We start from the raw sequence: 23,249 nt of genomic DNA, 5'->3' as shown, positions 1-23,249 counted from the left end.
GGGCGTCCCACCGCGGATCTCGCGTGCGTCGCGGGGCGCCCCAGCGCGGACCTCGCCGCCGCGCGCCCCGCATGATCCGCGCGACCCGCGAGCCCCGTACCCGCGGTGGGGAGGTGGTCCCCGATGTGCGGCCTGAGCGGGGAGATGCGCTTCGACGGCACGCGGCCCGACCTGGCGGCCGTCGAGCGGATGACCGACCGCCTCGCCGCCCGCGGCCCGGACGGCCGGGGCGTCTGGTCGCGGGACGCCGTGGCGCTGGGCCACCGGCGTCTGAAGATCATCGACCTCTCCGCGCGCGGGGCCCAGCCCCTGACCGACACCGCGCAGGAGGTCACCGGCGTCTTCAACGGGTGCGTCTACAACTACAGGGAACTGCGGGCGGAACTGACGGCCCTCGGCCACCGGTTCGCGTCCACCTCCGACACCGAGGTCGTCCTCGCGGCGTACCGGCAGTGGGGCACCGCCTGTGTCGACCGCTTCCACGGCATGTTCGCGTTCGCCCTCGTCGAGCACCGGACCGGCCGGCTGATCCTGGCCCGGGACCGGCTCGGCATCAAGCCCCTCTACCTGGCGCGGACCCCCGGGCGGCTGCGCTTCGCCTCCACGCTGCCCGCCCTGCTCGCGGCCGGCGGCGTCGACACCTCGCTGGACCCGGCCGCCCTGCACCAGTACCTCAGCTGGCACGCGACCGTGGCCGCGCCCCGGACCGTGCTGGCGGGGGTGCGCAAACTCCCGCCGGCCACCGTGCGGGTCGTGGAGCCGGACGGCACCTTCCGGGAGCACCGCTACTGGCAGCCGTCGTACACGCGCCGCCCCGAGCACGCCGGCATGGGCCCCGCCGAGTGGCGGGACGCGGTGCTGGAGGCGCTGCGCACCGCCGTGCAGCGGCGCATGGTCGCCGATGTGCCGGTCGGGGTCCTGCTGTCCGGGGGACTGGACTCCAGTCTGATCGTGGCCCTGCTGGCCGACGAGGGACAGCGGGACCTGGCGACCTTCAGCGTGGGCTTCGAGTCGGAGGCCGGTGAGGAGGGGGACGAGTTCCGGTACTCCGACCTGGTGTCCCGGGAGTTCGCCACCGATCACCATCGGCTGCTGGTTCCCTCGCGGCGCGTGTCGACGGCGCTGGACGCGGCGGTCGCGGCGATGAGCGAGCCCATGACGAGCCACGACGTGGTCGCCTTCCACCTGCTGTCCGAGCAGGTCTCCCGGAACGTCAAGGTCGTCCAGTGCGGACAGGGCGCCGACGAGGTCTTCGCCGGCTACCACTGGTACCCGCGCCTGGCCGACGCGGCCCGCGAGGAGGAACCGGAGAGGTACGCCGAGACCTACTTCGACCGGCCGCACGCCGACCTCGCCACGATCCTGCGGCCGGACGTGCTGCCGCGGGACGACGTCTCCGGCCGGTTCGTCCGCGAGCACATGGCGGTGCCGGGGGCCGAGACGGCGCTCGACGCCGCCCTGCGCCTCGACACCCATGTCATGCTGGTGGACGACCCGGTCAAGCGGGTCGACAACATGACCATGGGCTGGGGCCTGGAGGCCCGGGTGCCGTTCCTGGACCACGAGCTGGTGGAGCTGGCGGCCGCGTGCCCGCCGGAGCTGAAGCTGGCCGACGGCGGCAAGGGCGTCCTGAAGGAGGCCGGGCGCAAACTGCTGCCCCGCGAGGTGGTGGACCGTCCCAAGGGGTACTTCCCGGTCCCGGCGATCACCCACATGGCCGGACCCGTCCTGGAAAGGGTGCGCGAGGCGCTGAACGCCCCGGAGGCGAAGCGACGCGGCGTCTTCCGGGACGCGTACGTCGCCGAACTCCTGGCGGCCCCCGACCGACACCGCACCAAGCGCGGAGCGAACGCGCTGTGGCAAGTGGCTTTGCTGGAGATATGGCTGCAGACGCACGGAATCTGACCGGGGAGCCCGTCGCGGAACGCGTCCCCGACGCCGGCGCGGACCGTGCCGAACGGCCCTCCACCGTGCACGCGGAGGGGACGCACCCGACCCACCCGACGCACCCGGAGGGCCCCGGCGGGACCGCCGAGGCGCCTCCGCCCGCCCCCGACGGCCGTGCCCCCGCCTTCGCCGCGCCCGCCCCCGTCCCGCTGCCGAACGCCTCGGGCCCGCGCGAGGCGACGACGCGGCTCATCGCGCACGGCTGCTGGTACCCCTCGGCCGACCCGGCCGGCACCCGGCTCGCCTTCATCTGCGACCGGGGCGGGGTGCCCCAGCTCTGGACGGGCACCGTCGACGGCGACGCCGTACGGCTGCTCGACGACGGGCCGGACCCCGTGCGGGAGGTGTCCTGGTCGCCCGACGGCCGCTGGATCGCCTACACCACGGCTCCCGGCGGGGGTGAGCACACCCGGGTGCTGTGCGTCCGCCCCGACGGCGGCGACCGGCACATCCTGGCTGGGGCCGAGCCGGGCAGCTCCGCCCACCTGGGCTGCTGGGCGCACGACGGGTCGGCGGTCGCGGTCACCGTCGCGGTCCCCACCGGCTCCTCCGCCGCCTCGGCCCCGGACGCCGGGGCAGGCCCGTACGGCCCCGGCCCCGGCCCCGCCCCGGCCGACGGCCGCCTGCCGGATCACTGGCAGGGCCGCGCGGGCGAGACGGAACTGCTCGGCCCGCCTCCCCACACGGACCCCGGCCCGGCGCTGCCGTCACCCGCCGCCGTCACGGTCGGCGCGAGGGCGATCGGCGTCCCGGGCGGCAGACGGCCCTCGCAGGCGACCGGCTTCGGCGACGGACTGTCGGCGTACCTCGTCGACCCCGACGGCGCCGCCGCCCCCGTCCTGGTCGCCGCCGTGAGGGACGCGGCGACGCTGCGCGTGTGCGACCTCAGCCGCGACGGGGCGCTCGCCCTGCTGCGCCGGGGACCCCGCGGCCGGCGCGAGGCGGTCGTGCTGCGCACCGCGGACCATGTGACGACCTGTGTGATGCCGGTGGCCGACGGGGACCCGTGGATCGGCAGCTTCTCACCCCGCGCGGACGCCCTCTGGCTGCGCAGCAACGCCCACCGGGAGTTCGCCGTCCTCCTCACCGCCGAACTCGACCCGGACGGGCGGCCGCTCGGCTGGTCGACCGGTGCCGCGCGCGAGGGCAGCGAGCTGGAGCTGCTGCGCTGCGCCCGCGACGGCGGTACCGCCGTGCTCGCCTGGAACGTCCAGGGCATGAGCGAGGTCGAGGTCCTGGACATGGACCCGTCCGCCTGGCCGGGGGCGGAGGCCGGCCCGTACCGGCAGGTGCCCCTGCCCCACGAAGTGGTCACCCGCGTCACGGACGCCGGCCACCGGCTGGCGCTGGCCCTGTCGGGGTCCCGCCGCCGCCCCGGCATCTGGTGGCTGCCCGACGGCGCGACCCCGGTGCGCACCCGGTGGTCCTCCCGGGACGAGGACGCCGTTCCCCCGGGCCGGCCGCCCGTGCGACCGGTACCCCTGCGGCCCACCGCCCGGGACGGGCTGCCGCTGAACGGCTGGTACTACCGCGCGCCGGGGCGCGATCCCGGCGAACCGGCGCCCTGCGTCATCTACCTGCACGGTGGTCCCGAGGACCAGGAGCGCCCGGTCCTCAACCCGCTGTACCACGAGATCCTCGGGCGCGGGCTGGACATCTTCGCGCCCGACGTGCGCGGCTCCTCCGGATACGGCCGGTCGTTCGTCGACGCGGACCTGGGCAGGGGCCGGTTCGCCGCCCTCGACGACGTGGCGGACTGCACCGCCCACGCGGTACTGGCCGGCCCGGCCGATCCGTCCCGGCTGGCGGTGATGGGCCGTTCGTACGGCGGCTATCTCACCTTCGCCTCCCTGGTCTGGCACCCGGACCTCTTCCGCACCGGCGTCGCGGTGTGCGGCATGTCGGACCTGGCGACGTTCTTCGAGGGCACCGAACCCTGGATCGCGCAGTCGGCGGCCCACAAGTACGGCCATCCCGAACACGACCGCGAACTGCTGCGGGCGCTGTCGCCGATGACCCGCATCGACGCGCTGCGGGCACCGGTGTTCGCCGTGCACGGGGAGCACGACACCAATGTGCCGCCGGGGGAGTCGGAGCAGTTCGTACGGGCGGCACGCGAGCGCGGCGTCGACGCCGAACTCCTCACCCTGCGCGAGGAGGGACACGAGTTCCTCCGTGCCGACAACCGCCGGCTCTTCCGCCGCGCCGCGGCCGACTGGCTGCAACGGCACCTGGGCGGCTGACCGGTCGGGGCGTGCTCGGCGCCGGCCCTCGTCCGGCTGGTACTCCAGCGGTAGATCGTGAGCCTGACGGTTTCAGACCGTCCGGACCATAGGCTGCCCGTTCCTCCTTCAGGAGTGGGCAGGTCCTTGAGGCAAGGGCCCTTCCGGGCTCCCGGTGCACGCCTTCAGCCCGTCTCGGACGACCGCTCGGGCGCGCTTCGCGGACTCCGGGTGGCCGTCCAGGTGTTCCAGCATGCGGCAGGTGCCCACCAGGATCGCCGTCAACTCCGGTACCTCCAGGTCCCGTCGCACCACACCAGCCCGCTGGGCGCCGTCGAGGAGCGCGGTGAGCACCTCGCGCAGGGCTCGCCCGGCCTCAGAGGTAGCGGCCCGCACATCGACTCCCGCGTCCGCGAGCGCCGCAGCGAAGGCATTCTTGACCGGGGACTGATCCAGTACCAGGTCGAAGAACGCGAAGAGGGCGTACGTCGGCCCGGTCTCGACCATCAGGCGGCGCCCCTCCTCGGCCAGCCGTTCCAATCGCCGGACGAGCACCGCTTCGAGCAGGGCTTCCTTGGTGGGGAAATGTCGGAACACGGTGGCAATGCCGACCTTCGCCTCCCGGGCGATCTCCTCCGTCGAGGCACCCGTACCTCGCTCGGTGAAGACCGCCTCGGCGACCTCCAGCAGCCGCGCGCGGTTTCGCCGTGCGTCGGCACGCAAGGGCTTCACGCCTGTGGCGGGGGAAGTCTGATCTGTCGTCAAGTGGTCCTCACCATGCCTGGACAAGCGGAGTCGTGTATCCGTATCGTCGGAACCGGAGTCGCCTATCCGATTATAGGTGGCGGGATCACGGAGGTCAGCCATGTCTGCACCAGCTACGCCCCGCGAGATCTTCGGGCGATTGACGGGTCTCATCTCGGCGGGCAGGTGGAGCGAACTCCCCGAGCTCTACGCGGAGGACGCCGAGGTGGAGATCGTCTTCTCGCCAGTTCCTCCACGCCGCATCCACGGCCGGGCGGAGCTACGTAAGCGCTTCGACGCCCTGGAGGCCTCTGACGCGGTTCGCCTACGTACCGAGAACATCCGCATCCACGAGACCGACGACCCCGAAGTGGTGATCGCCGAGTTCGATTACGAGGGCCTGTACCCCGCCACTGGTCGTACCTTCCGCACCGCCAACGTCCAGGTCCTCCGCGTGAGGGACGGCCTGATCATCGAGACCCGCGACTACCACGACCACCTTGCCTTCGCCGCGGCGGATGGACGCGCGAGCCAGTTGCTCGCCGCGATGGACCAGCAAGGGTGACTTAGCAGGTGCTGCATGCCGTCCTGGGTCGCCTCCCCAGCCCACTCCGCGAGGGTCCGGCAGTTCTTCCGGGGCGGATCCGAGAGCAGTCCCAGCACCAACCGCCGTATCCGACGACGGGGTTCAAGCCGGGCGAACCGGCCTGCGATGCGCCCCGTCAAGGCGTCGAACGACCCCTGCCGGGGCAGGGTCTGCGCTGTGACCTGTGGCCACCGTACGATCGTTTGTCTTCACACACCGGTGATCGACGCTGGCCGCACCCATGTCCGCCCCAGCCCCCGCAAGCGGGATCACGATCTACCGCTGGAGTACGAGCGCGGATGCCAGGGGCTCGGGCCCGTGCCCCGGCGCCATGCCTCCAGTTCGGCGCCGTCCACGCAGACGATGCCGCACTGCCGCGCGTAGTCGAGCGCGGGTGCCGTGAACTCGCCGGTGGTGACGAGCGCCGCGACATCGGCCTCGTGGATGGTGAAACAGGTGCCGCCGAAGCGCTGGAGGTCCTGTGAGCCCACCTTGTGGCTGTCGCCGTACTGCTTGCACTGGATGACCACGCGCAGCCCCTCCGCGGTGACCGCGACGACGTCCGCCCCCAGATCGCCGGCTCCCCCCACCACCTCGACCTCGCGGCAGCCCTCCCGGAGGCACAGGCCGGCGACGGCCCGCTCGAATCCTTCGGGGTCCAACCCCGCGTAGGCGTCCGGGAGTCCGAGCACAGCCGTGGGCTCCCCGCCGTCCCCGTCCGGCGCGGCGGTCACGGCCGGCGGCTCGTCGTCCGGGCGAGGACACTCCTCGTCGCGTCCGGTGTCCGGTACCGCGGTCTCGCCGGCCGCGGCGGGGTGGAGACTGCCGGACGCCGCCTCGGCTCCCTCCTCCAGAGCGCGGGCGGCCCGCCGGGCGCATCTCCCGGCGTTCAGGCCGCCACGACCCGGCCGCCAGAGCAGGCCCCCGGCGACGCCGAGCACGGCCAGGACGGCGGCCCACAGCGGACGACGCTCGGCGACACCCGCCGCGAGGCGCACCACGAGCGCGAGGAGGCAGAGGGCGATCGCGAGCAGGACGAAGAACCATGTGGTCGTCCGCAGATCGAACCGCCGCTCTCGGCGCACGCGCCGCAGAGGGCGCACCGGTATGGTCATCTGGCTCTCTTTCGGGCGGGGAACGAGGAGCGAAGACGCACGTGCCCGAGATCGCCGGCGGCTCCCCGGCTTCAGGCGGCCAGGGCCCGGGACGACCCGGTGACCGCACGGCGGTTCGCCCGCAGCTGTTCCAGGAGGGCGTCGGCCGTGGCGAGCGCCTCTTCCACCGTCCGGGCGCCGGTCATCACGCACAGCGCGCGGGAGGTCTCCTCCAGCTCCCGGCTCGACTGACCGGTGGGCAGCAGGTCATGGCGGAAGCGGGCATCGGCGAACCGGGCCAGTACCGTACGCAGTTCCTTCTCCGCGGGCAGCGACACGGCGACGTCCTCCCTGAGGTGACGGGCCGTCGGCTCGGCCCGGAACGGAAAGGAGATCTACTCTCTCCGGCATGCCGTCTGCCCCCGCTCCGGCACCGTATGCACGGCTCCCGACGCCGTGGACGGTGTGCGCACATCGCCTCCCCGGGGCCGCAGGGGTACGCCCGCTTCGGTGAGCAGGCGGTGCACGAACCCGTACGACCGGCCGTGCGCCTCGGCCAGGGCACGGATCGATCGCCCCTCCCGGTACTCCCTGGCGAAGGCTTCGGCCAGCTCCTCGCGCGCGCCGCCGGTTATCCATTTCCCCTTGTGCACGGTGATCTCCCTCTCGCGAGACGTGATCACCGGTTGCCCGCGTCGCCGCCGTCCATGCGTCCGAGCGCCGTCCGGCGACGGGAAGACGCCGGACGGCGAGGGCGTGTCGCCGCCCGGCCGCCGGGGCGGTCACCCGCCGTCGCACGAACGACGGGTGACGGGGCGTCAGTGCGCGGTCCAGCCGCCGTCCAGGGGGATCGAGATGCCGGTCAGACCGGCGCTGCGGTCGGTGCACAGCCACAGGGCCGCCTCGGCGACCTCGGCCGGTTCGATCAGCCGCTTGATCGCGGTGCGTTCCAGGAACACCTGGTCCATCACGTCCGCCGCCGGGATGCCGTGGGCGAGTGCCTGGGCGGCGATCTGCTTCTCCACCAGCGGTGTGCGGACGTACCCGGGGTTGAGGCAGTTGCTGGTCACGCCGTGCGCCGCGCCCTCCAGGGCGACCACCTTGCTCAGCCCCTCCAGCGCGTGCTTCGCCGTGACGTACGCCGACTTGTAGGGGCTGGCCCGCAGGCCGTGCACCGAGGAGATGTTCACCACCCGGCCCCACGCCCCCGCGTACATGTGCGGCAGGGTGCGGCGCAGGATGCGGAACGGCGCCTCCACCATGACCCGCTGGATCAGCGTGAAGCGCTCCGGAGGGAACTCGTGCACCGGCGCGACGTGTTGCAGGCCCGCGTTGTTGACCACGATGTCGGCGTCGTCCGGCAGCGCGTCGACGGCCTCGGCCTCGGAGAGGTCGGCGACGATCGCTGTGCCGCCGATCGCCCCGGCCACCTCCTTGGCGGCTTCGGCGGCCCGGTCCACCACGTAGACCTCGGCGCCGGCCGCGGCGAAGCCCTCGGCGCAGGCCCGGCCGATCCCGCTGGCCGCACCGGTGACCAGCGCCTTGCGGCCGGTGAGGAACCGGGTGGAGGCCAGTCCTGCCGCGGCGGCGGCACCGGGTGCGGGATGCTGGGGCGAGCCCTCGGCGGAGCTCTTGGTCCTGTCCATGGCCGATCACGGTAGGCAGGAAGTCCGGGGGGAGACACGTGGCCTGCCGACATATTTCCGAAGGCCGGGATGGGCGTCGCCACCATGCGCCGACGGCGGGAGGACGCCGGGTCCCGCCCACGTGCGCCGGCGTGCCCGCCCCCGCACGTCTCACAGCACCCCCGCCGACACCATGGCTGGGTACGCCACGCCGGACACCGCGGCCCTGGCTGCCCCTCACATGGCGCGGCGGCGCGGCCGGTCGTACGTTCCGCTTCCTCCCCACCACCCATCGGAGGCGCCCCATGTCTCACAGCCCCTGGCGCGGATTCTTCCGGCGCACCGCACAGGCCGCCGTACTGGCCCTGTGCGCCGCGGGCCTCACCGCCGTCACCCCCCTCGCCACGAGCGCGGCCGCCGCAGGCACCCTCCAGCAGGTCACGAACTTCGGCTCCAACCCCGGCAACCTGGCGATGTACGAGTACGCGCCGTCCAACCTGCCCGCGAACGCCCCCCTGGTCGTGGCCCTGCACGGGTGCACCCAGTCCGCGAGCGACTACCACGCGCACTCGGGCTGGCAGAAGTTCGCCGACCAGTGGGGCTTCGCCGTCGTCTACCCCCAGACCAGTACGGCCAACAACAGCCTGTCCTGCTTCAGTTGGTTCGACTCGACCAAGGACACCCGGGACAAGGGCGAGGCCGCCTCGATCCGGCAGATGGTCGCCACCGCCGTGGCGCAGTACGGCTCGGACCGCGGCCGCGTCTACGTCACCGGCCTGTCCGCGGGCGGCGGCATGACCGCGGACCTGCTCGCCGACTACCCGGACGTGTTCGCGGGCGGCGCCGTGGACTCCGGCATCCCCGCGCAGTGCGCCACCACCCTGACCGCCGCCTCCGGCTGCCAGAACAGCAACCAGAACCTCACCCCGAGGCAGTGGGGCGACAAGGTCCGCAACTCCTACCCGGGTTACTCGGGTACCTGGCCGCGGGTCGCCATCTGGCAGGGCACCTCCGACACCACCGTCACCCCGGTCAACGGCACGGAGCTGCGCGACCAGTGGACCGACGTCTGGGGCATCGGCCAGACGGCCTCCAGTACCCAGAGCCTGCCCGGGGGCACCACCGAGAGCCTCTACGACGACGGCGCCGGCAGGCCCGCGGTCGCGTTGTTCTCGATCTCCGGCATGACCCACGGCCTCGCCGTGCACCCCGGTTCCGGCGCCGACCAGTGCGGCGGCACGGGGGCCTACTACCTCGACTACATCTGCTCCAGTTACTACACCGCGAAGTTCTGGGGGCTGGACGGCGGTGCCGGCCAGGGCGGCACCGGGTCGCTGCCCGCGCCGTCCGGTCTCACGGTGACCGGCACGACCGACACCGGCGCCTCGTTGTCGTGGAGCCCCGTCAGCGGCGCCGCCTCCTACGTGGTCTACCGCGACGGCACGAAGACCGGCTCCACGACGAGCACCGCGTACACCGACACCGGCCTGTCCGCCGGTACCGCCTACCACTACACCGTCGCCGCGGTCGACTCCTCGGGCGCCGTCGGCGCGTCGTCCGCGCCGGTCACGGCGACGACGACGGGTTCCGCGCCCCAGTGCTACACCGACAACAACTACAACCAGGTCCAGGCCGGCCGCGCGCACCAGAGCGGCGGTTACACCTACGCCGACGGCTCGAACCAGGCCATGGGTCTGTACAACGTCGCCATCACCCACACCCTGAAGGAGACCTCCCCGGGCTACTTCGTCCTCGCCGACTCCGGCTGCTGAACCCGCGGACGGCGAACCGCGGTCGCGGTGACCGTCACGAAGGGTTCCCGGGCCGCCGCGTACGCGGTTCCCGTCGTACACGGCGGCCCGGGGCCGCGCGGTGTCCCAGGCGTCAGGACGGGGGCTGGAGAACGGTGTCGATGACGTAGATGGTGGCGTTCGCGGCCTTGATGTTGCCGCAGACGATGTTCGCCTTGCCGTCGACCTTGAAGGAGGTGCCCGAGCCCGACGTGGTCAGTTTGCCGCCCTCCACCGTCGTGAAGGAGCCGTTGGCCAGTTGGTCGGGGGTGATCCGCTTGTCCACGACGTGGTATGTCAGCACCTTCTTCAGCTGCCCCTGGTTCTGGAGGAGCGAGGTGAGCTGTGACGTGGTGACGTTCTTGAACGCCTGGTTGTTGGGAACGAAGACGGTGATGTCGGACTTCCCGTCGAGGTCGTCGTTCAGCCTTGCCCGGACCGTGGCCGAGACCAGCTGACTGAGCTGCGGGTACGCGGCCGCGGCCTCCATGACCTTGTCCTTGGCCGTGTCGGCCTTCTGGGAGAGCGCCGCACAGCCGGGACCGAACGTCCCCGACGGGCTGGGGGACGCGCCTTGCGCGTGGCTCTGCGCTGTCAGACCTCCGAGGGCGAGCGGGACGGCGAGCAGAACCGTCGCGGTGGCCTTTGCTGTGCGCATGCGGGTGAACCTCATCGCGACCTTCCTCCCGTGGAGGTGTGAACAGTGCAGAGGTTGGGACTGCGGAAGTCCGCCGGGGGAGTGGGGCGGCTGTCGCGCCACGGCCCTGGGCCGTCGTCCCCCGGCCACTCAGCGAGCGTATCCAGCGGGCGCCGTCGACCGCATCTCGAAGGGCCCGTGCCGTGGAGGGACGGGCAGTTGGGACCGGCAGGCCAGGGTGTCGTGGACAACGCCCGGCTCCCGGGCCGCCGGCGTCGTGTTCTCCGTGCCGCCGTGGCCGGGGCGGAGCGGACTCCCCGGCTGCGTCGACCGGCGACACGGGGGAGGATGGTGCGGGGGAGGGACCACCGGCGGGGTTCGAAGAACCCGCCCTCGATGCTGTTGAGCGAAGTGGTGCCGATATGTCCGAACCATCACAGAGCCCTGCCTGGCGGCGGATCCCCGAAGGCGTGGCCGGCGCGGCCGTCACGGTGGCACGGGCCGCGGGGCACGCGGCCCTGCACCCGAGGGCCACGCTCGATCGCGCACGCCATCTGCCGGACATCGCGCCGGCGCTGGGTCAGGCGGTGAAGCCGCTCCTGACCGGCCGCGTCGACGACTGGCGCGGCGAGTACGCCTACACGCTCGGTGAGCAGGCGTTCGTCTACGGGTTCCCGTACATCTACAACGCCCAGCTGAGGTACGACTGGGTGACGCAGCCGCGGAACCCCGCCACGGTGCCGTACGCGGCCGTCAACCATTTCTGGCACGCCGAGCGTTTGCTGGACGCCACGTACCGCGACGGCGGGTGCCCCAACAATGACACCCTGTATTCCGTTGCCTGGGTGAACCTCACGGCCGAGCCGGTCATCCTCTCCCACCCGGACATGGGTGAGCGCTACTTCTCCTTCGAACTGGTGGGGATCACCTCCGACAACTTCGACTACGTCGGTCAGCGCACCACGGGTCGGGGCGCGGGCGACTTCGCCCTCGTCGGACCGGAGTGGAAGGGAAAACTTCCCGCCGAGGTGCGACGCCTGAAGAAGGCCCCGAGCCCCTGGGTCCTCGTCCTCGGCCGCACGCTCGTGAGCGGTCCGGACGACGTGCCACGCGTCCGGGAACTCCAGGAGCGGTACCGGCTCACCCCGCTGAGCCTGTTCGGCAAGCCGGACGCGCAGGTTCCGGAAAGCCGTGACGTCCTGACACCCGTCCCGGCGCAGGAGGACCCCCTGGGGCCGTGGAAGACCTTGAACGCGATGCTGGCCGAGAACCCTCCACCGTCCCACCACCGCGTTCTCCTCCAGCAGTTCGCGCAGATCGGCATAGGCCCCGGCCTCGACGTCGAGGCCCAGCCGGAGGCGGTCAGACGAAGCCTGTCCCGGGCCGCCGCCGTCGGCGTTCCCCTGTTCAGACAGCAGCTCCTCAGCGGCGACTGGGCCCACCTCGTCAACGGCTGGCGTTACCCTCCCCCGCAGATGGGACGCTTCGGCGACGACTTCCTCAAACGCGCCGCCGACCAGTCGCTGCTCGGTGTCGCCGCCAACGACCCCGCCGAAGCGGTCTACCTGCTCAACTTCGACGACGCGGACGGCAGGAAGCTGACCTCCGAGGGCCGGTACGAACTGCGCTTCCCCGGGGACGCGCTGCCGCCGGTCGACGCCTTCTGGTCGATGACCGCCTACGGGGAGGACATGAACCTCATCCCCAACCCGGAGGACCGCTACGCGGTGGGCGACCGCAGCGCCGGTCTGGAGTGGGACGGGGACGGCGGGCTGACGATCCACCTGCAGAGTGAGCCGCCGGAACAGGGCAGGGAAGCCAACTGGCTGCCCACCGCGAAGGAGGGCACCTGGTTCGTGGCTCTGCGCATGTACCGGCCTCACCCGGAGGTGATCGACGGGGCCTGGGAGTGCCCCCCGCTGACCCGCGTCGCCTGACGTCCCGGCACATCGGCGGACCGGGCGACGGTCCGTCGGATCGGTCCGGATGCCGGGAGGGGACCGCCTCGGGGATCCAGCCGGGCGGGGCGCGGCGGGCATGCGGTGGCCTGCTGACGCTCTCGGGGATGGCTCCGGGGTGACGACGGGGGGCGCGCGGTGGTCATGGCGCCGGGCAAGGGCCGGCCGGCCGGGTTCGGGACAAGTGCCTTGGGCGCCCGGGGTGTTGGCGAGCCCTCCACTGCGGCGGCCGGGTGGCCCGGGGCCTCGGCGCGGCTGCGGGGGCGCATCCGCTCGCCGTCGGCGAGGAGTTCGGTGGCGACGGCGGCCGGGCCGTGGTCGTACTCCATCGGCGTCCACCGGCTGCCGACCGACCGGCGGTGCCGACCGGGTGATCCGCGGGGCGCGGTCCGGCGCCGGAGATCTCCGGCGCCGGGGAGACCGCCTCGGTGACCGCGGGGACGCCGGTCACCGTGCGGCCGGGGCCCCGGCGCCGATGGCCGAAGCCCGGTTCGCCGGCACCGGGGAGCCGCCGCGTCGTGGCCGAGGCCGGGCCGGCATCGTGCCCGACCGGGATGGTGACGGACGCGGGACGACTCACGGACGCTGGGACGACGACGCGACACGGCATGGCGTAGGCGTCGGCCGGATCGAGTCCGGGCCGCCGCGCCGAGACCGGCTCGACCGGTGCCGCGTGGCGGCCGGCCTCCCGCGGGAGACGGACGGCGGCCTTCGCGCACCACCGCCCGGCAGGGTCATCCTCTCTTCCTCGCGGCCATACGGGTGGCGGCCTCGTGGACCAGCTGCGCGTGCAGCTCGAACATCGCCACCAGGTCGACGCCGTCGCCGTTGATCTCCCGCTGCACGAACAGGCCGTCGGCGCCGGCGACGGCGTAGGTGGTCAGGGTGCGCACGGCGTCCTCGTCGAGGTCGGGAAGCAGGGTCCGGACGACTTCGGCGACCTTCTGACTCGCGATGTCACGAACGTGGAGGAAGACGGTCCGGCCCCGGGGCTCCGCCGGCCGCCGCTCCAGGGCGAGCATGAGGCCGAGGCGCAGGAAGTCGGGCGCGTCCACCAGCGACTTCGCCACGTTCGAGGCCATGGCCGTGACCCGCTCCAGGGGCGTGCCCGCCTCTTCTCCCGGCAGTTCGACGGCCGCGAGCCAGGTCTCGAAGCTGCGCTCGATGACCGCGGCGATCAGGTCGTCCTTGTCCTTGAAGTGCCAGTAGATCGAACTCGCGGGCAGGCCGCACTTGGCGCTGACCGCCGCGATCGAGGTTCCCTCGTACCCGCGCTCGCCCGCGATCTCCACCGCGGCGTCGAGGATCCGCTGCCGCGACTCCACCCCGTTCGCGCGCTTCTTGCGAGCCGTCTGCGGCCTCGTCATGAGGGTGCCCTTCCTGTCGTACCGGCCCTTGACCGTCTCTGGGGACCAGCTTACCGTAGCGGCTGTTCCAATTGGAACGAGCACTACAGCAACGAGTCGATCAGGGACGACAGCGAGGTGACCCGGTGAGCGGTGTCAGTGCCAGAGGCCGAGCCGACGACAGTGCGTACGACGTGGCGGTGATCGGCTACGGGCCGACGGGGGTGACCGTGGCGAACCTGCTGGGCGCGAGGGGGCTGAGGGTCGTCGTGCTGGAGCGCGACGCCGAGGTGTTCTCCCGGGCTCGGGCGATCTCCACGGACGAGGAGGTCGTACGGATCTGGCAGCGCGCCGGTCTGGCCGAGCGGCTGAAGCCGGACATGCTGCCCGAGCGGCCGCTGGACTTCGTGGACGCCAGGGGCCGGACCTTCGTCAGCGCCCGCCCCGTCCCCCGCGGACACGGCCATCCGCCGCAGATGTTCATCTACCAGCCGGCGCTGGAGAAGGTGCTGCGCGAGGGCACGGACCGCTATCCGAACGTGGAGGTGCTGCTGCGGCACGAGTGTCTGCGGCTGCGGCAGGACGCCGCCGGCGTGGAACTCACCGTCGTCGGCACCGCCGACGATTCCGTGCGCCGTCTGCGCGCGGCCTACGTCGTCGCGGCCGACGGCGGCTCCAGCCTCACCCGCGCCCAACTGAACGTGGGGTACGAGGGGCGGACGTACGAGGACCGCTGGGTGGTCATCGACACGAAGATGCTCAGGCCCTGGCCGGACCACGACCGACTGCGCTTCCGGTGCGACCCGGCCCGCCCGGCGGTCGACTGCCCGACGCCGCTCGGCCATCACCGCTGGGAGTTCCCGATCCTGCCGGGCGACGACGAGGCGTACCTGACCACCGACGACGCGGTCTACGCCCTGGTGGCCCGTTACGGCATCGGACGCGACCAGATCGAGGTCCTGCGCGCCACCGTCTACAGCCACCACGTCCGCTTCGCCGCCCGCTTCCGGGTCGGCCGGGTCTTCCTCGCCGGGGACGCCGCCCACGCCATGCCGCCGTGGATCGGGCAGGGCATGGCCGCCGGGGTCCGGGACGCCGCCAACCTGTGCTGGAAGCTGGACGCGGTCCTGCGCGGCGAACTGCCGGAGGCGGTCCTCGACTCCTACGAGGCCGAGCGCAAGCCGCACGTCAGGGAAGTCACCAGACGCGCCGTGCGCGTGGGGCGGGTCATCACCGAGCGGCGCTCGGCGGTCACCCGGGTCCGCGACCGTGTGCTGCCCGTCCTGAACCGCCTGCCGGGACTCGGCGGGCGGCTCCAGGACTCCCACTGGATCCCCGAGGCCCGCTACGCCGACGGCTTCCAGGCCCGCCCGCGCACCAAGGCGTCCGGCCACCAGATACCGCAGCCCTGGGTCACCGGACCCGACGGAGTCCGGGTCCGCCTGGACGACGCGCTGGGGAGCCGGTGGCTGCTCCTGCACGGGGGACCGCCGGTACCCCAGCCGACGTGGGCGTGCCTGGACGTCCCCGCGCTCACCATCACGCCGGCCGGCTCCCGCCCGGCCGAGGGCACGCTCGTCGACAGCGACGGCGTCCTGCTGCCCTGGATGACCCGGCGCGGCGTCACCACCCTCGCCCTGCGCCCGGACGCGTACGTCTACGCGGCCGCGGCCGCCGGCGCGCGACTCCCGCCGCCCCCCGCCGGCTTCGCCCCCGCACCGCGCGAGACCACCTCCATCACCTCGTGAGGACCACCATGACCACGCACACCGAGCTTCCCGCCATGCGGGAGTCCCTGCTCGACATCGCAGGCAAGAAGATCTTCGTCGCCGAGGCCGGTGAGGGGCCGCCCGTGCTGTTGCTGCACGGCGGCGGTCCCGGCGCCTCCGGTGTCTCCAACTACGCCCGGAACATCGCGGAACTGGCCAAGGGGCACCGGGTGATCGTGCCCGACCTGCCGGGCTACGGCCGCAGCTCCAAGGGGGTCGACCCCTGCGACCCCTTCGGCCACCTCGCCGACGGCATCCGCGGGGTGCTGGACCGACTCGGCCTGGACAAGGCGCACTTCGTCGGCAACTCCTACGGCGGAGCCTGTGCCCTGCGCCTCGCCCTGGACACCCCGGACCGGGTCGACCGCATGGTGCTCATGGGGCCGGGCGGCGTCGGCACCACCCGCGCACTGCCCACACCGGGACTCAACAGCCTCCTCGGCTACTACACCGGGGACGGCCCTTCGCGGCGGAAGCTGGAGACGTTCATCCGCGAGTACCTGGTCTTCAACGCCGCCGACGTACCGGAGAGCGTCATCGACTCGCGCTACCGGGACAGCATCGACCCGGAGGTCGTCGCGGCACCGCCCCTGCGGCGTCCCGCGTCGCTGCGCGCCCTGTGGAGGATGGACTTCACCCGCGACGCGCGCCTGTCCCGGCTGCCCGTGCCGACCCTGGTCCTGTGGGGCGCCGAGGACAAGGTCAACCGGCCCTCGGGCGGCCGGATGCTGGCCGACCGCCTGCCCTCCTGCGACCTCTACCTGGTCGCCAACACCGGCCACTGGGTGCAGTTCGAACGCGCCGGACTCTTCAACCGCCTGTGCGCGGACTTCCTGGCGGGCCGACGATGAACACGTACGCGAAAGCCTCCGTCTTCGGCGCCGTCCACCTCGGCTACATCGTCATCGAGACCGACCGCTTCGCCGACTGGCGCCGTTTCGGCGCCGAGGCCATCGGCATGCACCACGACGACCTCTCCCGCGACCTGATGCGCTTCCGCCTCGACGACCAGGAGTGCCGCTTCCTGATCCGGCGCGGCCCCGCCGAGGACGTCGTCGCCACCGGCTGGCACATCGACGACCACGCCGCCTTCGAGCGGATAGCGGCCCGGCTCCGTGCCCACGGCGTTCCCGCCGTCGAGGGCGCCGCCGAGGAGGCGTCCCTGCGCGGCGTCGAACGCCTCCTGCGCTTCCCCGGTCCCAAGCGCATCACGCAGGAGATCTACACGACCCCGCGCCGGTCCGCCGAGCCGCTGCGCATGCCGGCCTCCGGCTTCGTCACGGGTGATTCCGGCATGGGGCACATCGCGATCACCTCCACCCGGCCGACGCGGCTGCGCGGTTACTTCGACACCCTCTTCGACGCCCGCCTGACCGACTACATCGACGAGACCATCAGCGGCCTCAGACTCAAGATCCGCTTCCTGCGCGTCAACGAACGCCACCACTCCATCGCCATCGCCGCCACCCGGGGCCTGCCGGTCGACCCGGTCCGCACCCGGGTCCAGCATCTCAACATCCAGGTCGCCACCCTCGACGACCTCGCCCGGAGCTACCAGCGCGTGCACGAACTCGGCTTCGACATGGCCCTGTCCATCGGCCAGCACACCAACGACAAGGAGCTTTCGTACTACGCCCGCACCCCCTCGGGCTTCGAGTGGGAGGTCGGCTGGAACCCGGTCGTCATCGACGAGACCACATGGGAACCGAGCACCCACCAGGGCATCAGCATCTGGGGTCACACTCCCGTCGGTCAGACGATCACCGGCAAACTCGCCCAGTTCCGCCGCGCCGGCCTCTCCCTCACCCGCGGGGAGGAGACCGTGGCCGCCCTCAGCGGTGCGGGCGTTCCCGACGACCGGGGCTGAGACCCCGTGCCGACCCGTCGCGGCCGGGAGCCACCGGTCTCCCGGCCCCGGCCGAGGCGGCGACCGTCGCGACGGTCAGACGCGGACGCCGAACATGAACGGTCCGCCGATGGTGTCCATCGATTCGTACCGGACGACCGTGCCGGTGCGAGGGGCATGGAGGACCTGGCCGTTGCCGGCGTAGAGGCCCACGTGGTGCAGGTCGTTGAAGAAGAAGACCAGATCGCCGACCTGGAGCTGGCTCCGGGTGAGGCGGGTGCCGGTGTTGGCCTGGGCCTCGGAGGTGCGCGGTATGGAGACGCCCGCCTGGGCGTAGGCCCAGGAGGTCAGGCCCGAGCAGTCGTAGGAGGAGGGACCGGTGGCGCCGTAGACGTAGGGCTTGCCGATCTGGCTCCGGGCCGCGGAGAAGGCCGCCCCCGCCCGGCCGGAGGCGGAGGTGTCGTCGCCGAGGTCCACGCGGGCGGCGGAGGAACGGTCGGCGCGCTGCTGCTCGGCGGTGAGGGCCGCCTTCTCCTTGGCGGTCAGTGTGTTGAGGAGCTTCTGCGCCTCGGCGAGCTTGCCCTGGACCTCCTTCTTCTTCTTGCCCAGCTCGGTGCGGGTGGCGGCGAGGTCCTCGAGCTTCTCGGTGGCCTCCGCCCGCTCCTGGCCGAGTTCGCGCTGCTTCTCCTGGATCTTCTTCAGGGCCCCGACCTGCTGGCTGCTCAACTGGTCGAGCGTGGACGCCTTGTCGAGGAAGTCGTCCGGGTCGGAGGACAGGAAGAGCTGGACCGAGGAATCGATGCCGCCGGATCGGTACTGGGCGGTCGCCAGCGAACCGAGGCCGTCGCGAAGCGTGTTGAGCTCCTGCTGGCCCCGGGCGACGCTGTCCTGGATCGTGGATATCTCCTTCTGCAGCTTCTGCTGCTTCTCCTTGGCCCCGTTGTACTTCTCGGTGGCCTGCTCCGCCTGCTCGTAGAGCTTGTCGACCCTCGCCTTGACCTCGTCCGTGCCGGGCTTCTCGCTCGGCGCGGCATGGGCGGCGTTCGCGCTGAGCGCGGCGACAGCGGCGGCCGCGGTGGTCAGCACGGTGACGCGTGTGCGGCTCGGCTGCTTGGTTCGACGATGGGACGCCACAGGGGCGAGCTCCTTGTGCCTTCAGCCGCCTGCCAACACGTTGGTGGGCGGTGCCCCTCCACCGTCACTCCCTCTGAGTGATCACCAGAGCGGGGGTCGGAGCACGACCTTAATGACTGTCCCACGATCAGATCAAATGTTGGCATGGAAACTTCGTTCGCCGCGTGCCGCCTTGCCCGGACGTTCACGCGACGAGGGGCTTCGACCGCCCCGCGGCCAGGCGCCCCGAGCGGGAGAGAGCGGCGACCGAGGCCGCGCACGCCAGCCCGGTGGCCGCAAGGGCGCCCCAGGCCAGCCACAGGGCGTCGTGTGCCGTGGCGAAGTCCCAGAGGGCGCCGGTGGCAAGGTTGCCGAGGGTGATGCCGAGCCCGGAGACGGTGTTGTAGAGGCCGTAGTGGGTGGCGACCAGACGGTCGCCGGAGAGCGTGACCACCGTGTCCATCTCGAAGGGGTAGACGACCGCGGAGCCGGCCGCGAGCAGTACCACCGCCGCCACGAGGCACATGAGTACGGCGCCCGACGAGCCGCGCGGGGCGAACGCGAGCGGCAGGAAGGCCAGCCCCATCGCGGCCAGCCCGCGCACGAGCGCCGCCTCCGGCTGCCATCGTCTCCTGGCCCACCCGGTCAGGCGCAGCTGACCGAGGACGGCCACGGCGGCGGAGACGACGAACAGGCCGCTGCTGGCGGTGGTGCCGTTCGGGCCGAGGGCGTCGTCGGCGGCGAGCGGCAGCGCCAGGTACACCTGGAAGGTCAGGACGTACGAGCCGATCATCGCCGCGGCGAAGAGCAGGAACGGCCGGTTGGCGACGACCGTGCGCCACTGCGCCAGCACGCCCCCCGACGTCCTGGTGGCGCTGGTGTGACGCACGGGCAGCGCACGCCACTGCAGCAGTGTGAGTACGCCGAAGATGCCCGCGGCGATGGTGCACACCAGGCGGAAGTCGGCGGCGAGCAGCGCGAGTCCGACCAGAGGTCCGAGCAACATCCCGGCCTGGTAGTAGACCTTGAAGATCGCGAAGGCGTCCACGCGGCGCTCGCCGGCTTCGACGGCGAGGCAGGCGCGGACCGCGGGATTGAACAGGGCGCCGGCGAACCCGGTCGCGGCCGAGGCGGCGATGAGCGCGGGCAGGTCGTCGACCCAGCCGAGGAGCCCGAAGCGACGGTGCGCGCCCGCGCGGGGGCGTGCGACCCCCGAAAAGCCCCCCGGGACGACTGGAGCGGCTTCGTCGCCGGGAGGCTCGCTCGATCACCGGATCGGGTGAACACCGGCGTGGTGAACGCTTCAAGGGTGCGTGGGCCGTGTCTTCGCGCTTCCCTGGCGGGGAGAGCACCGGGAGATTCCATGCGGCAGACCTTCAGCGCGACCGGGCCCGGGGCGCACCGCGGCCTGGGCGCCGTTCTGCTGCTGGTCCTGCCGGTGCTCCCGCACGCCGCCCTCGCCCCCTGGCCGTGGCGTCTGCCCGCACCCGACCTCGACGACCGCCCGCAACGGCGGGGCGCCGCGGCCTTGGTGTGCGACTGCCGAGCGGCACCGGCCGCGGTCCTCGCCGCGGCCGGCGGCGATGACCGTGAACAGGGTGAGGCCCCGCCGTCCAGCGGCGCGTCCGCCCATGGGCCGGGCCGGTCGGTGAGGCAGGCCGGCTCCCAGGAGGCCAGGGTCCGCGCACCCGCGTGGGCGGGCGTCGCGTCGCCCGAGGCGACCGCGGCGCCCGCGCGTCCCAGCGCGCCCGGCGGGGCGGCGGTCCCCGTCGTCCTGCGCTGCTGAGGCCCCCTGGCCGCACCCTCCGCCCGTTCGAGGATCGAACCGACCATCGGACGAGCCCTGGGCCGACTGGTTCATGGCTCTTGCCATACAGGGTCGGGTATTGGCCAAATAATCGTCTTTTTCCGGGAGTTCGACATATATAGGCAGCGCGGGCCGGTAACGTTCCGGTGTCGGCGGAACGAGACCTCGGGGGGTCCGGCAGTGGTGCGTCGAGTCGCAGCGGTGGTGGTCGTGCTGGCCGCTTCCCTGCTGATGCACTTCGCCAAGCCGCAGCACACCGCCTCCTCCTCCCTCACCACGCCTGCCTCCGTGACGGCTCCCGTCGCGGAGGCCGAGCCGAGGAAGCCACAGGGACCGTCGTCCGCCGCTTCGAGCGCCGGAACCCAGAAGCGGCACCAGGACGAGGCGTTCCGTGTCGTGGCCAGGCCCCCACGCGCCGTGGGGCCGGAGGTGCGTCCTCCTGCCGCGGACAACCTCGCCGCCGGAGAGACGAACACCACTCACACCGGCTCAGGTACCGCGCAGCCGCACACGGCGAGAGACTCCTGGAACCCCGCCGCCGGAATCACCCCCACCTGCCGCTCACTGCAAACGTTCCGCTGCTGATCGGCGGCGTGCCCCCGCGGCTCCGGCACACCGGCACGCCGCGGTCCGTCACGCGTCGAGCGGCCCGACGCCCCGCTCGCCGTGCCGCCTGGGCAACCCAGCGGCCGCTACGGCACGCAACTCTTGGCGCCCTTACCCGCGTAAGGCCGCCAAGAGACACGAGACCGCGTCATGCACACGCTCATCGAGCACGCCCGTAGCCTCCCCGCCAAGACCGCCGACATCGTTCCCCGCTACCGGACACAGGCCGCCCGCGGTGGCGCGGGCTCGCGCGAGCCCGCCGTCCGGGCCCTCCAGGCCCCGGACACCGTGATGCGCGGCCGCTTCCGACCGCACGACCGGTACGACACCGCCGAGACCGGCGAGGTCCCGGCGTGCACGTCGGGCAGGCCGCGCCTTCCGGCCCCTGTGACCGACCGGACCACGGTCCCGCCCGTCTCGCACCGGTCGCACCTTCCCGCGACGTTCCTTCCCCACAGAGAGAACGCCATGAACGCACCGAATTTCCCGCGCGCTGCTCTGCGCACCGACATCACCGCCTCCCTCGTCGTCTTCCTCGTCGCCGTCCCGCTGTGCGTGGGCGTCGCCGTCGCCTCGGGCGTCCCGGCCGAACTCGGCCTGATCACCGGCATCGTCGGCGGGCTCGTGACCGGGCTGCTGCCCGGCAGCAGCCTTCAGGTGTCCGGGCCCGCGGCCGGGCTGACCGTGCTTGTCCTCACCGCCGTCAAGGACTACGGGCTGCCCGTCCTCGGCGTCGTCGTCCTGCTCACGGGCCTGCTGCAACTCGCCCTCGGAGCCCTGCGCCTGGGGCGCTGGTTCCGGGCCATCTCCCTGTCCGTGGTCCACGGCATGCTCGCCGGCATCGGCCTGGTCCTCATCGCCGGTCAGGTCTACGCGCTCGGCGACCGCAAGGCACCGGGCGGCGGTACGTCCAACGTCGCCGGCCTGTACGACCTCGCCGTCGGCGTCCTCGCCTCCCCTCCGGCCCTGGCGGCGTCCGCCGTCGGCGTCGGCACCATCGTGGTGATGGCCGTGTGGAAGAGGGTCCCGCGCCGTGTCCGGGTCCTGCCCGGTCCGCTCGTCGCGGTCGGCGCGGCGAGCGCCCTCACCGCGGCGTTCGGTCTGCCGGTCCAGCGGGTCGAGGTCAGCGGCCTGGTCGCCGCCGTCCAGCCGCCCGCCGTCGGTGAGTTCTCCCGGCTGGCCGATGCCGGCCTGCTGGCCACGGTCGTCGCCTTCACGCTGATCGCCTCGGCGGAGTCGCTGTTCAGCGCCGCGGCCGTGGACCGCCTCCACGACGGACCGAAGACCCACTACGACAAGGAGCTGATGGCCCAGGGAGCGGGCAACACCGTGTGCGGACTGCTCGGCGCGCTGCCGATGACCGCCGTCATCGTGCGCAGCGCGGCCAACGTGCAGGCCGGTGCCCGCACCAGGCTCTCCCGCGTTCTGCACGGCGTATGGCTGCTGCTGTTCGCCGCGATGCTCCCCGGCGTCCTGGGCCTGATCCCGACCGCGGCGCTCGCCGGTGTCCTCGTCCATGCGGGCTTCAAGCTGCTGCCGGTCAGGGAACTGGGACCGTTGTGGCGTGACCACCGGGGAGAGGCCGTGATCCTCGTGGTCACCGCGGGCGCGATCCTGATCACCAACATGTTCGAAGGTGTCCTCGTCGGTCTTGCCCTCGCGGTGGTGAAGGCGGCCTGGGAGGTCTCCCACGTCCACGTCGACGTCGCCGACCCGGGTGAGGGCAGGGTGCGGGTCCGTATCCAGGGCAATGCCACGTTCCTCCGGCTGCCGCGCATCCTGGACGCGCTGGAGAACCTGCCGGCCGGTCGGACCGTGGAACTGGACCTCGCCGGTCTGCGGCACCTCGACCATGCCTGCCTCACCGCCCTGCGAAGCTGGGCGGACCAGCACAACGCGCACGTCGTCCAGCCCGGACATGTCCCGAGCGTGGCCTGACACCGGCGGCTGACGCACGTCAAGGAGGTGCCGCCCCGCGGCTGGCGGGTCGGCACCTCCACGGCCGGTCCCGGCGGGACGCGCCGGCGCACGCCCTCCGGGCCGGTGCCGATCGGCGGCGGCGCTCGCGGGGTGCGCGCGGCCGTCTCGGTGGCGTTCTCGGGGAACGGTCGGCATCACCCACCCGTCGACGTGGACGACCGCCCGGCCTCCTCGGCGTA

19 protein-coding genes and 2 pseudogenes are annotated in these 23,249 nt (G+C 72.7%); 11 read left to right on the top strand and 10 right to left on the bottom strand.

What is annotated here, in order from left to right:
• The first annotated feature begins 123 nt into the window (after positions 1-123).
• Positions 124-1,905 (top strand): N-acetylglutaminylglutamine amidotransferase, encoded by a 1,782-nt coding sequence (locus QSK45_RS16525; protein ID WP_285557515.1) that lies wholly within the window; start codon positions 124-126, stop codon positions 1,903-1,905.
• Positions 1,881-4,190 carry a S9 family peptidase gene (locus tag QSK45_RS16520; RefSeq protein WP_285557513.1) on the top strand — a complete coding sequence of 770 codons (2,310 nt, stop codon included), beginning with the start codon at positions 1,881-1,883 and terminating at the stop codon, positions 4,188-4,190. Before QSK45_RS16525 ends, QSK45_RS16520 begins: the two co-directional genes overlap by 25 nt.
• A gap of 108 nt (positions 4,191-4,298) precedes the next feature.
• Here QSK45_RS16520 and QSK45_RS16515 read toward each other — a convergent pair whose 3' ends face one another.
• A complete protein-coding gene (locus QSK45_RS16515; protein ID WP_490993578.1) occupies positions 4,299-4,901 on the bottom strand; it encodes a TetR/AcrR family transcriptional regulator in 603 nt (200 codons plus the stop codon).
• A 133-nt stretch (positions 4,902-5,034) separates the two neighbouring features.
• Here QSK45_RS16515 and QSK45_RS16510 point away from each other — a divergent pair, with 133 nt between their 5' ends.
• The gene (locus tag QSK45_RS16510; protein WP_285557508.1) at positions 5,035-5,478 is read left to right on the top strand and encodes a nuclear transport factor 2 family protein; all 444 of its coding nucleotides are present in this window, start codon (positions 5,035-5,037) and stop codon (positions 5,476-5,478) included.
• Here the strand turns inward: QSK45_RS16510 and QSK45_RS16505 are convergent.
• The 5 genes and pseudogenes from QSK45_RS16505 to QSK45_RS16485 form a co-directional block, all read right to left on the bottom strand.
• A pseudogene (locus tag QSK45_RS16505) lies at positions 5,454-5,639 on the bottom strand (IS701 family transposase); the annotation flags it as partial. The gene QSK45_RS16510 and the pseudogene QSK45_RS16505 overlap by 25 nt on opposite strands.
• Positions 5,640-5,768: 129 nt before the next feature.
• Positions 5,769-6,614 carry a restriction endonuclease gene (locus tag QSK45_RS16500; protein ID WP_285557507.1) on the bottom strand — a complete coding sequence of 282 codons (846 nt, stop codon included), beginning with the start codon at positions 6,612-6,614 and terminating at the stop codon, positions 5,769-5,771.
• A gap of 71 nt (positions 6,615-6,685) precedes the next feature.
• Positions 6,686-6,931, bottom strand: coding sequence for a DUF5133 domain-containing protein (locus QSK45_RS16495; RefSeq protein ID WP_285557505.1), 246 nt, complete (start codon positions 6,929-6,931; stop codon positions 6,686-6,688).
• Between the two features lie 57 nt (positions 6,932-6,988).
• Positions 6,989-7,246, bottom strand: coding sequence for a helix-turn-helix domain-containing protein (locus tag QSK45_RS16490; RefSeq protein WP_490993577.1), 258 nt, complete (start codon positions 7,244-7,246; stop codon positions 6,989-6,991).
• Positions 7,247-7,411: 165 nt separating this feature from the next.
• Positions 7,412-8,239: a 3-hydroxybutyrate dehydrogenase gene (locus QSK45_RS16485; RefSeq protein ID WP_285557503.1), complete on the bottom strand. Its 828-nt coding sequence runs from the start codon at positions 8,237-8,239 to the stop codon at positions 7,412-7,414.
• 284 nt (positions 8,240-8,523) lie between these two features.
• Between QSK45_RS16485 and QSK45_RS16480 the strand changes: the two genes are divergently transcribed.
• Positions 8,524-9,990: an extracellular catalytic domain type 1 short-chain-length polyhydroxyalkanoate depolymerase gene (locus QSK45_RS16480; RefSeq protein WP_285557501.1), complete on the top strand. Its 1,467-nt coding sequence runs from the start codon at positions 8,524-8,526 to the stop codon at positions 9,988-9,990.
• 112 nt (positions 9,991-10,102) lie between these two features.
• Here the strand turns inward: QSK45_RS16480 and QSK45_RS16475 are convergent, their stop codons facing one another.
• A complete protein-coding gene (locus QSK45_RS16475) occupies positions 10,103-10,666 on the bottom strand; it encodes a fasciclin domain-containing protein (protein ID WP_285557499.1) in 564 nt (187 codons plus the stop codon).
• Positions 10,667-11,067: 401 nt separating this feature from the next.
• Between QSK45_RS16475 and QSK45_RS16470 the strand changes: the two genes are divergently transcribed.
• Positions 11,068-12,582, top strand: coding sequence for a DUF1254 domain-containing protein (locus QSK45_RS16470; RefSeq protein ID WP_285557497.1), 1,515 nt, complete (start codon positions 11,068-11,070; stop codon positions 12,580-12,582).
• 755 nt (positions 12,583-13,337) lie between these two features.
• Here the strand turns inward: QSK45_RS16470 and QSK45_RS16465 are convergent.
• Positions 13,338-13,970: a TetR/AcrR family transcriptional regulator gene (locus QSK45_RS16465; RefSeq protein WP_285557495.1), complete on the bottom strand. Its 633-nt coding sequence runs from the start codon at positions 13,968-13,970 to the stop codon at positions 13,338-13,340.
• A gap of 125 nt (positions 13,971-14,095) precedes the next feature.
• Here QSK45_RS16465 and QSK45_RS16460 point away from each other — a divergent pair, with 125 nt between their 5' ends.
• Genes QSK45_RS16460 through QSK45_RS16450 form a run of 3 tightly spaced genes read left to right on the top strand, consistent with a single transcriptional unit; the run spans position 14,096 to position 17,585 of the window.
• On the top strand, positions 14,096-15,697 hold the full coding sequence (locus QSK45_RS16460; protein ID WP_285557493.1) for a bifunctional 3-(3-hydroxy-phenyl)propionate/3-hydroxycinnamic acid hydroxylase: 1,602 nt from the start codon (positions 14,096-14,098) through the stop codon (positions 15,695-15,697).
• 8 nt (positions 15,698-15,705) lie between these two features.
• Entirely contained in the window at positions 15,706-16,569 is an 864-nt protein-coding gene (locus tag QSK45_RS16455; protein ID WP_285557491.1) for an alpha/beta fold hydrolase, read from the top strand.
• Positions 16,566-17,585, top strand: a complete 1,020-nt coding sequence (locus QSK45_RS16450) for a VOC family protein (RefSeq protein WP_285557489.1) — start codon at positions 16,566-16,568, stop codon at positions 17,583-17,585. The genes QSK45_RS16455 and QSK45_RS16450 overlap by 4 nt, the downstream gene beginning before the upstream one ends.
• Positions 17,586-17,660: 75 nt before the next feature.
• Here QSK45_RS16450 and QSK45_RS16445 read toward each other — a convergent pair whose 3' ends face one another.
• Both QSK45_RS16445 and QSK45_RS16440 read right to left on the bottom strand, forming a co-directional pair.
• Positions 17,661-18,698, bottom strand: coding sequence for a C40 family peptidase (locus tag QSK45_RS16445; RefSeq protein ID WP_285557487.1), 1,038 nt, complete (start codon positions 18,696-18,698; stop codon positions 17,661-17,663).
• Positions 18,699-18,882: 184 nt separating this feature from the next.
• A pseudogene (locus QSK45_RS16440) lies at positions 18,883-19,854 on the bottom strand (MFS transporter); the annotation flags it as partial.
• 186 nt (positions 19,855-20,040) lie between these two features.
• Here QSK45_RS16440 and QSK45_RS16435 point away from each other — a divergent pair.
• The 3 genes from QSK45_RS16435 to QSK45_RS16425 all read left to right on the top strand — a co-directional run bounded on the left by QSK45_RS16435 (position 20,041) and on the right by QSK45_RS16425 (position 23,028).
• The gene (locus tag QSK45_RS16435) at positions 20,041-20,463 is read left to right on the top strand and encodes a hypothetical protein (protein ID WP_285557485.1); all 423 of its coding nucleotides are present in this window, start codon (positions 20,041-20,043) and stop codon (positions 20,461-20,463) included.
• Positions 20,464-20,667: 204 nt separating this feature from the next.
• Complete coding sequence (locus QSK45_RS16430) at positions 20,668-21,069, top strand: hypothetical protein (RefSeq protein WP_285557483.1); 402 nt, start codon at positions 20,668-20,670, stop codon at positions 21,067-21,069.
• 489 nt (positions 21,070-21,558) lie between these two features.
• On the top strand, positions 21,559-23,028 hold the full coding sequence (locus QSK45_RS16425; protein ID WP_285557482.1) for a SulP family inorganic anion transporter: 1,470 nt from the start codon (positions 21,559-21,561) through the stop codon (positions 23,026-23,028).
• Positions 23,029-23,249 lie beyond the last annotated feature (221 nt).

It is taken from the genome of Streptomyces hygroscopicus subsp. hygroscopicus, from assembly GCF_030269125.1.
Taxonomy (GTDB): Bacteria; Actinomycetota; Actinomycetes; order Streptomycetales; family Streptomycetaceae; genus Streptomyces; species Streptomyces hygroscopicus_C.
The sequence above is the reverse complement of the archived record's forward strand: the minus strand, read 5'-3'. Positions and strand labels throughout refer to the sequence as shown.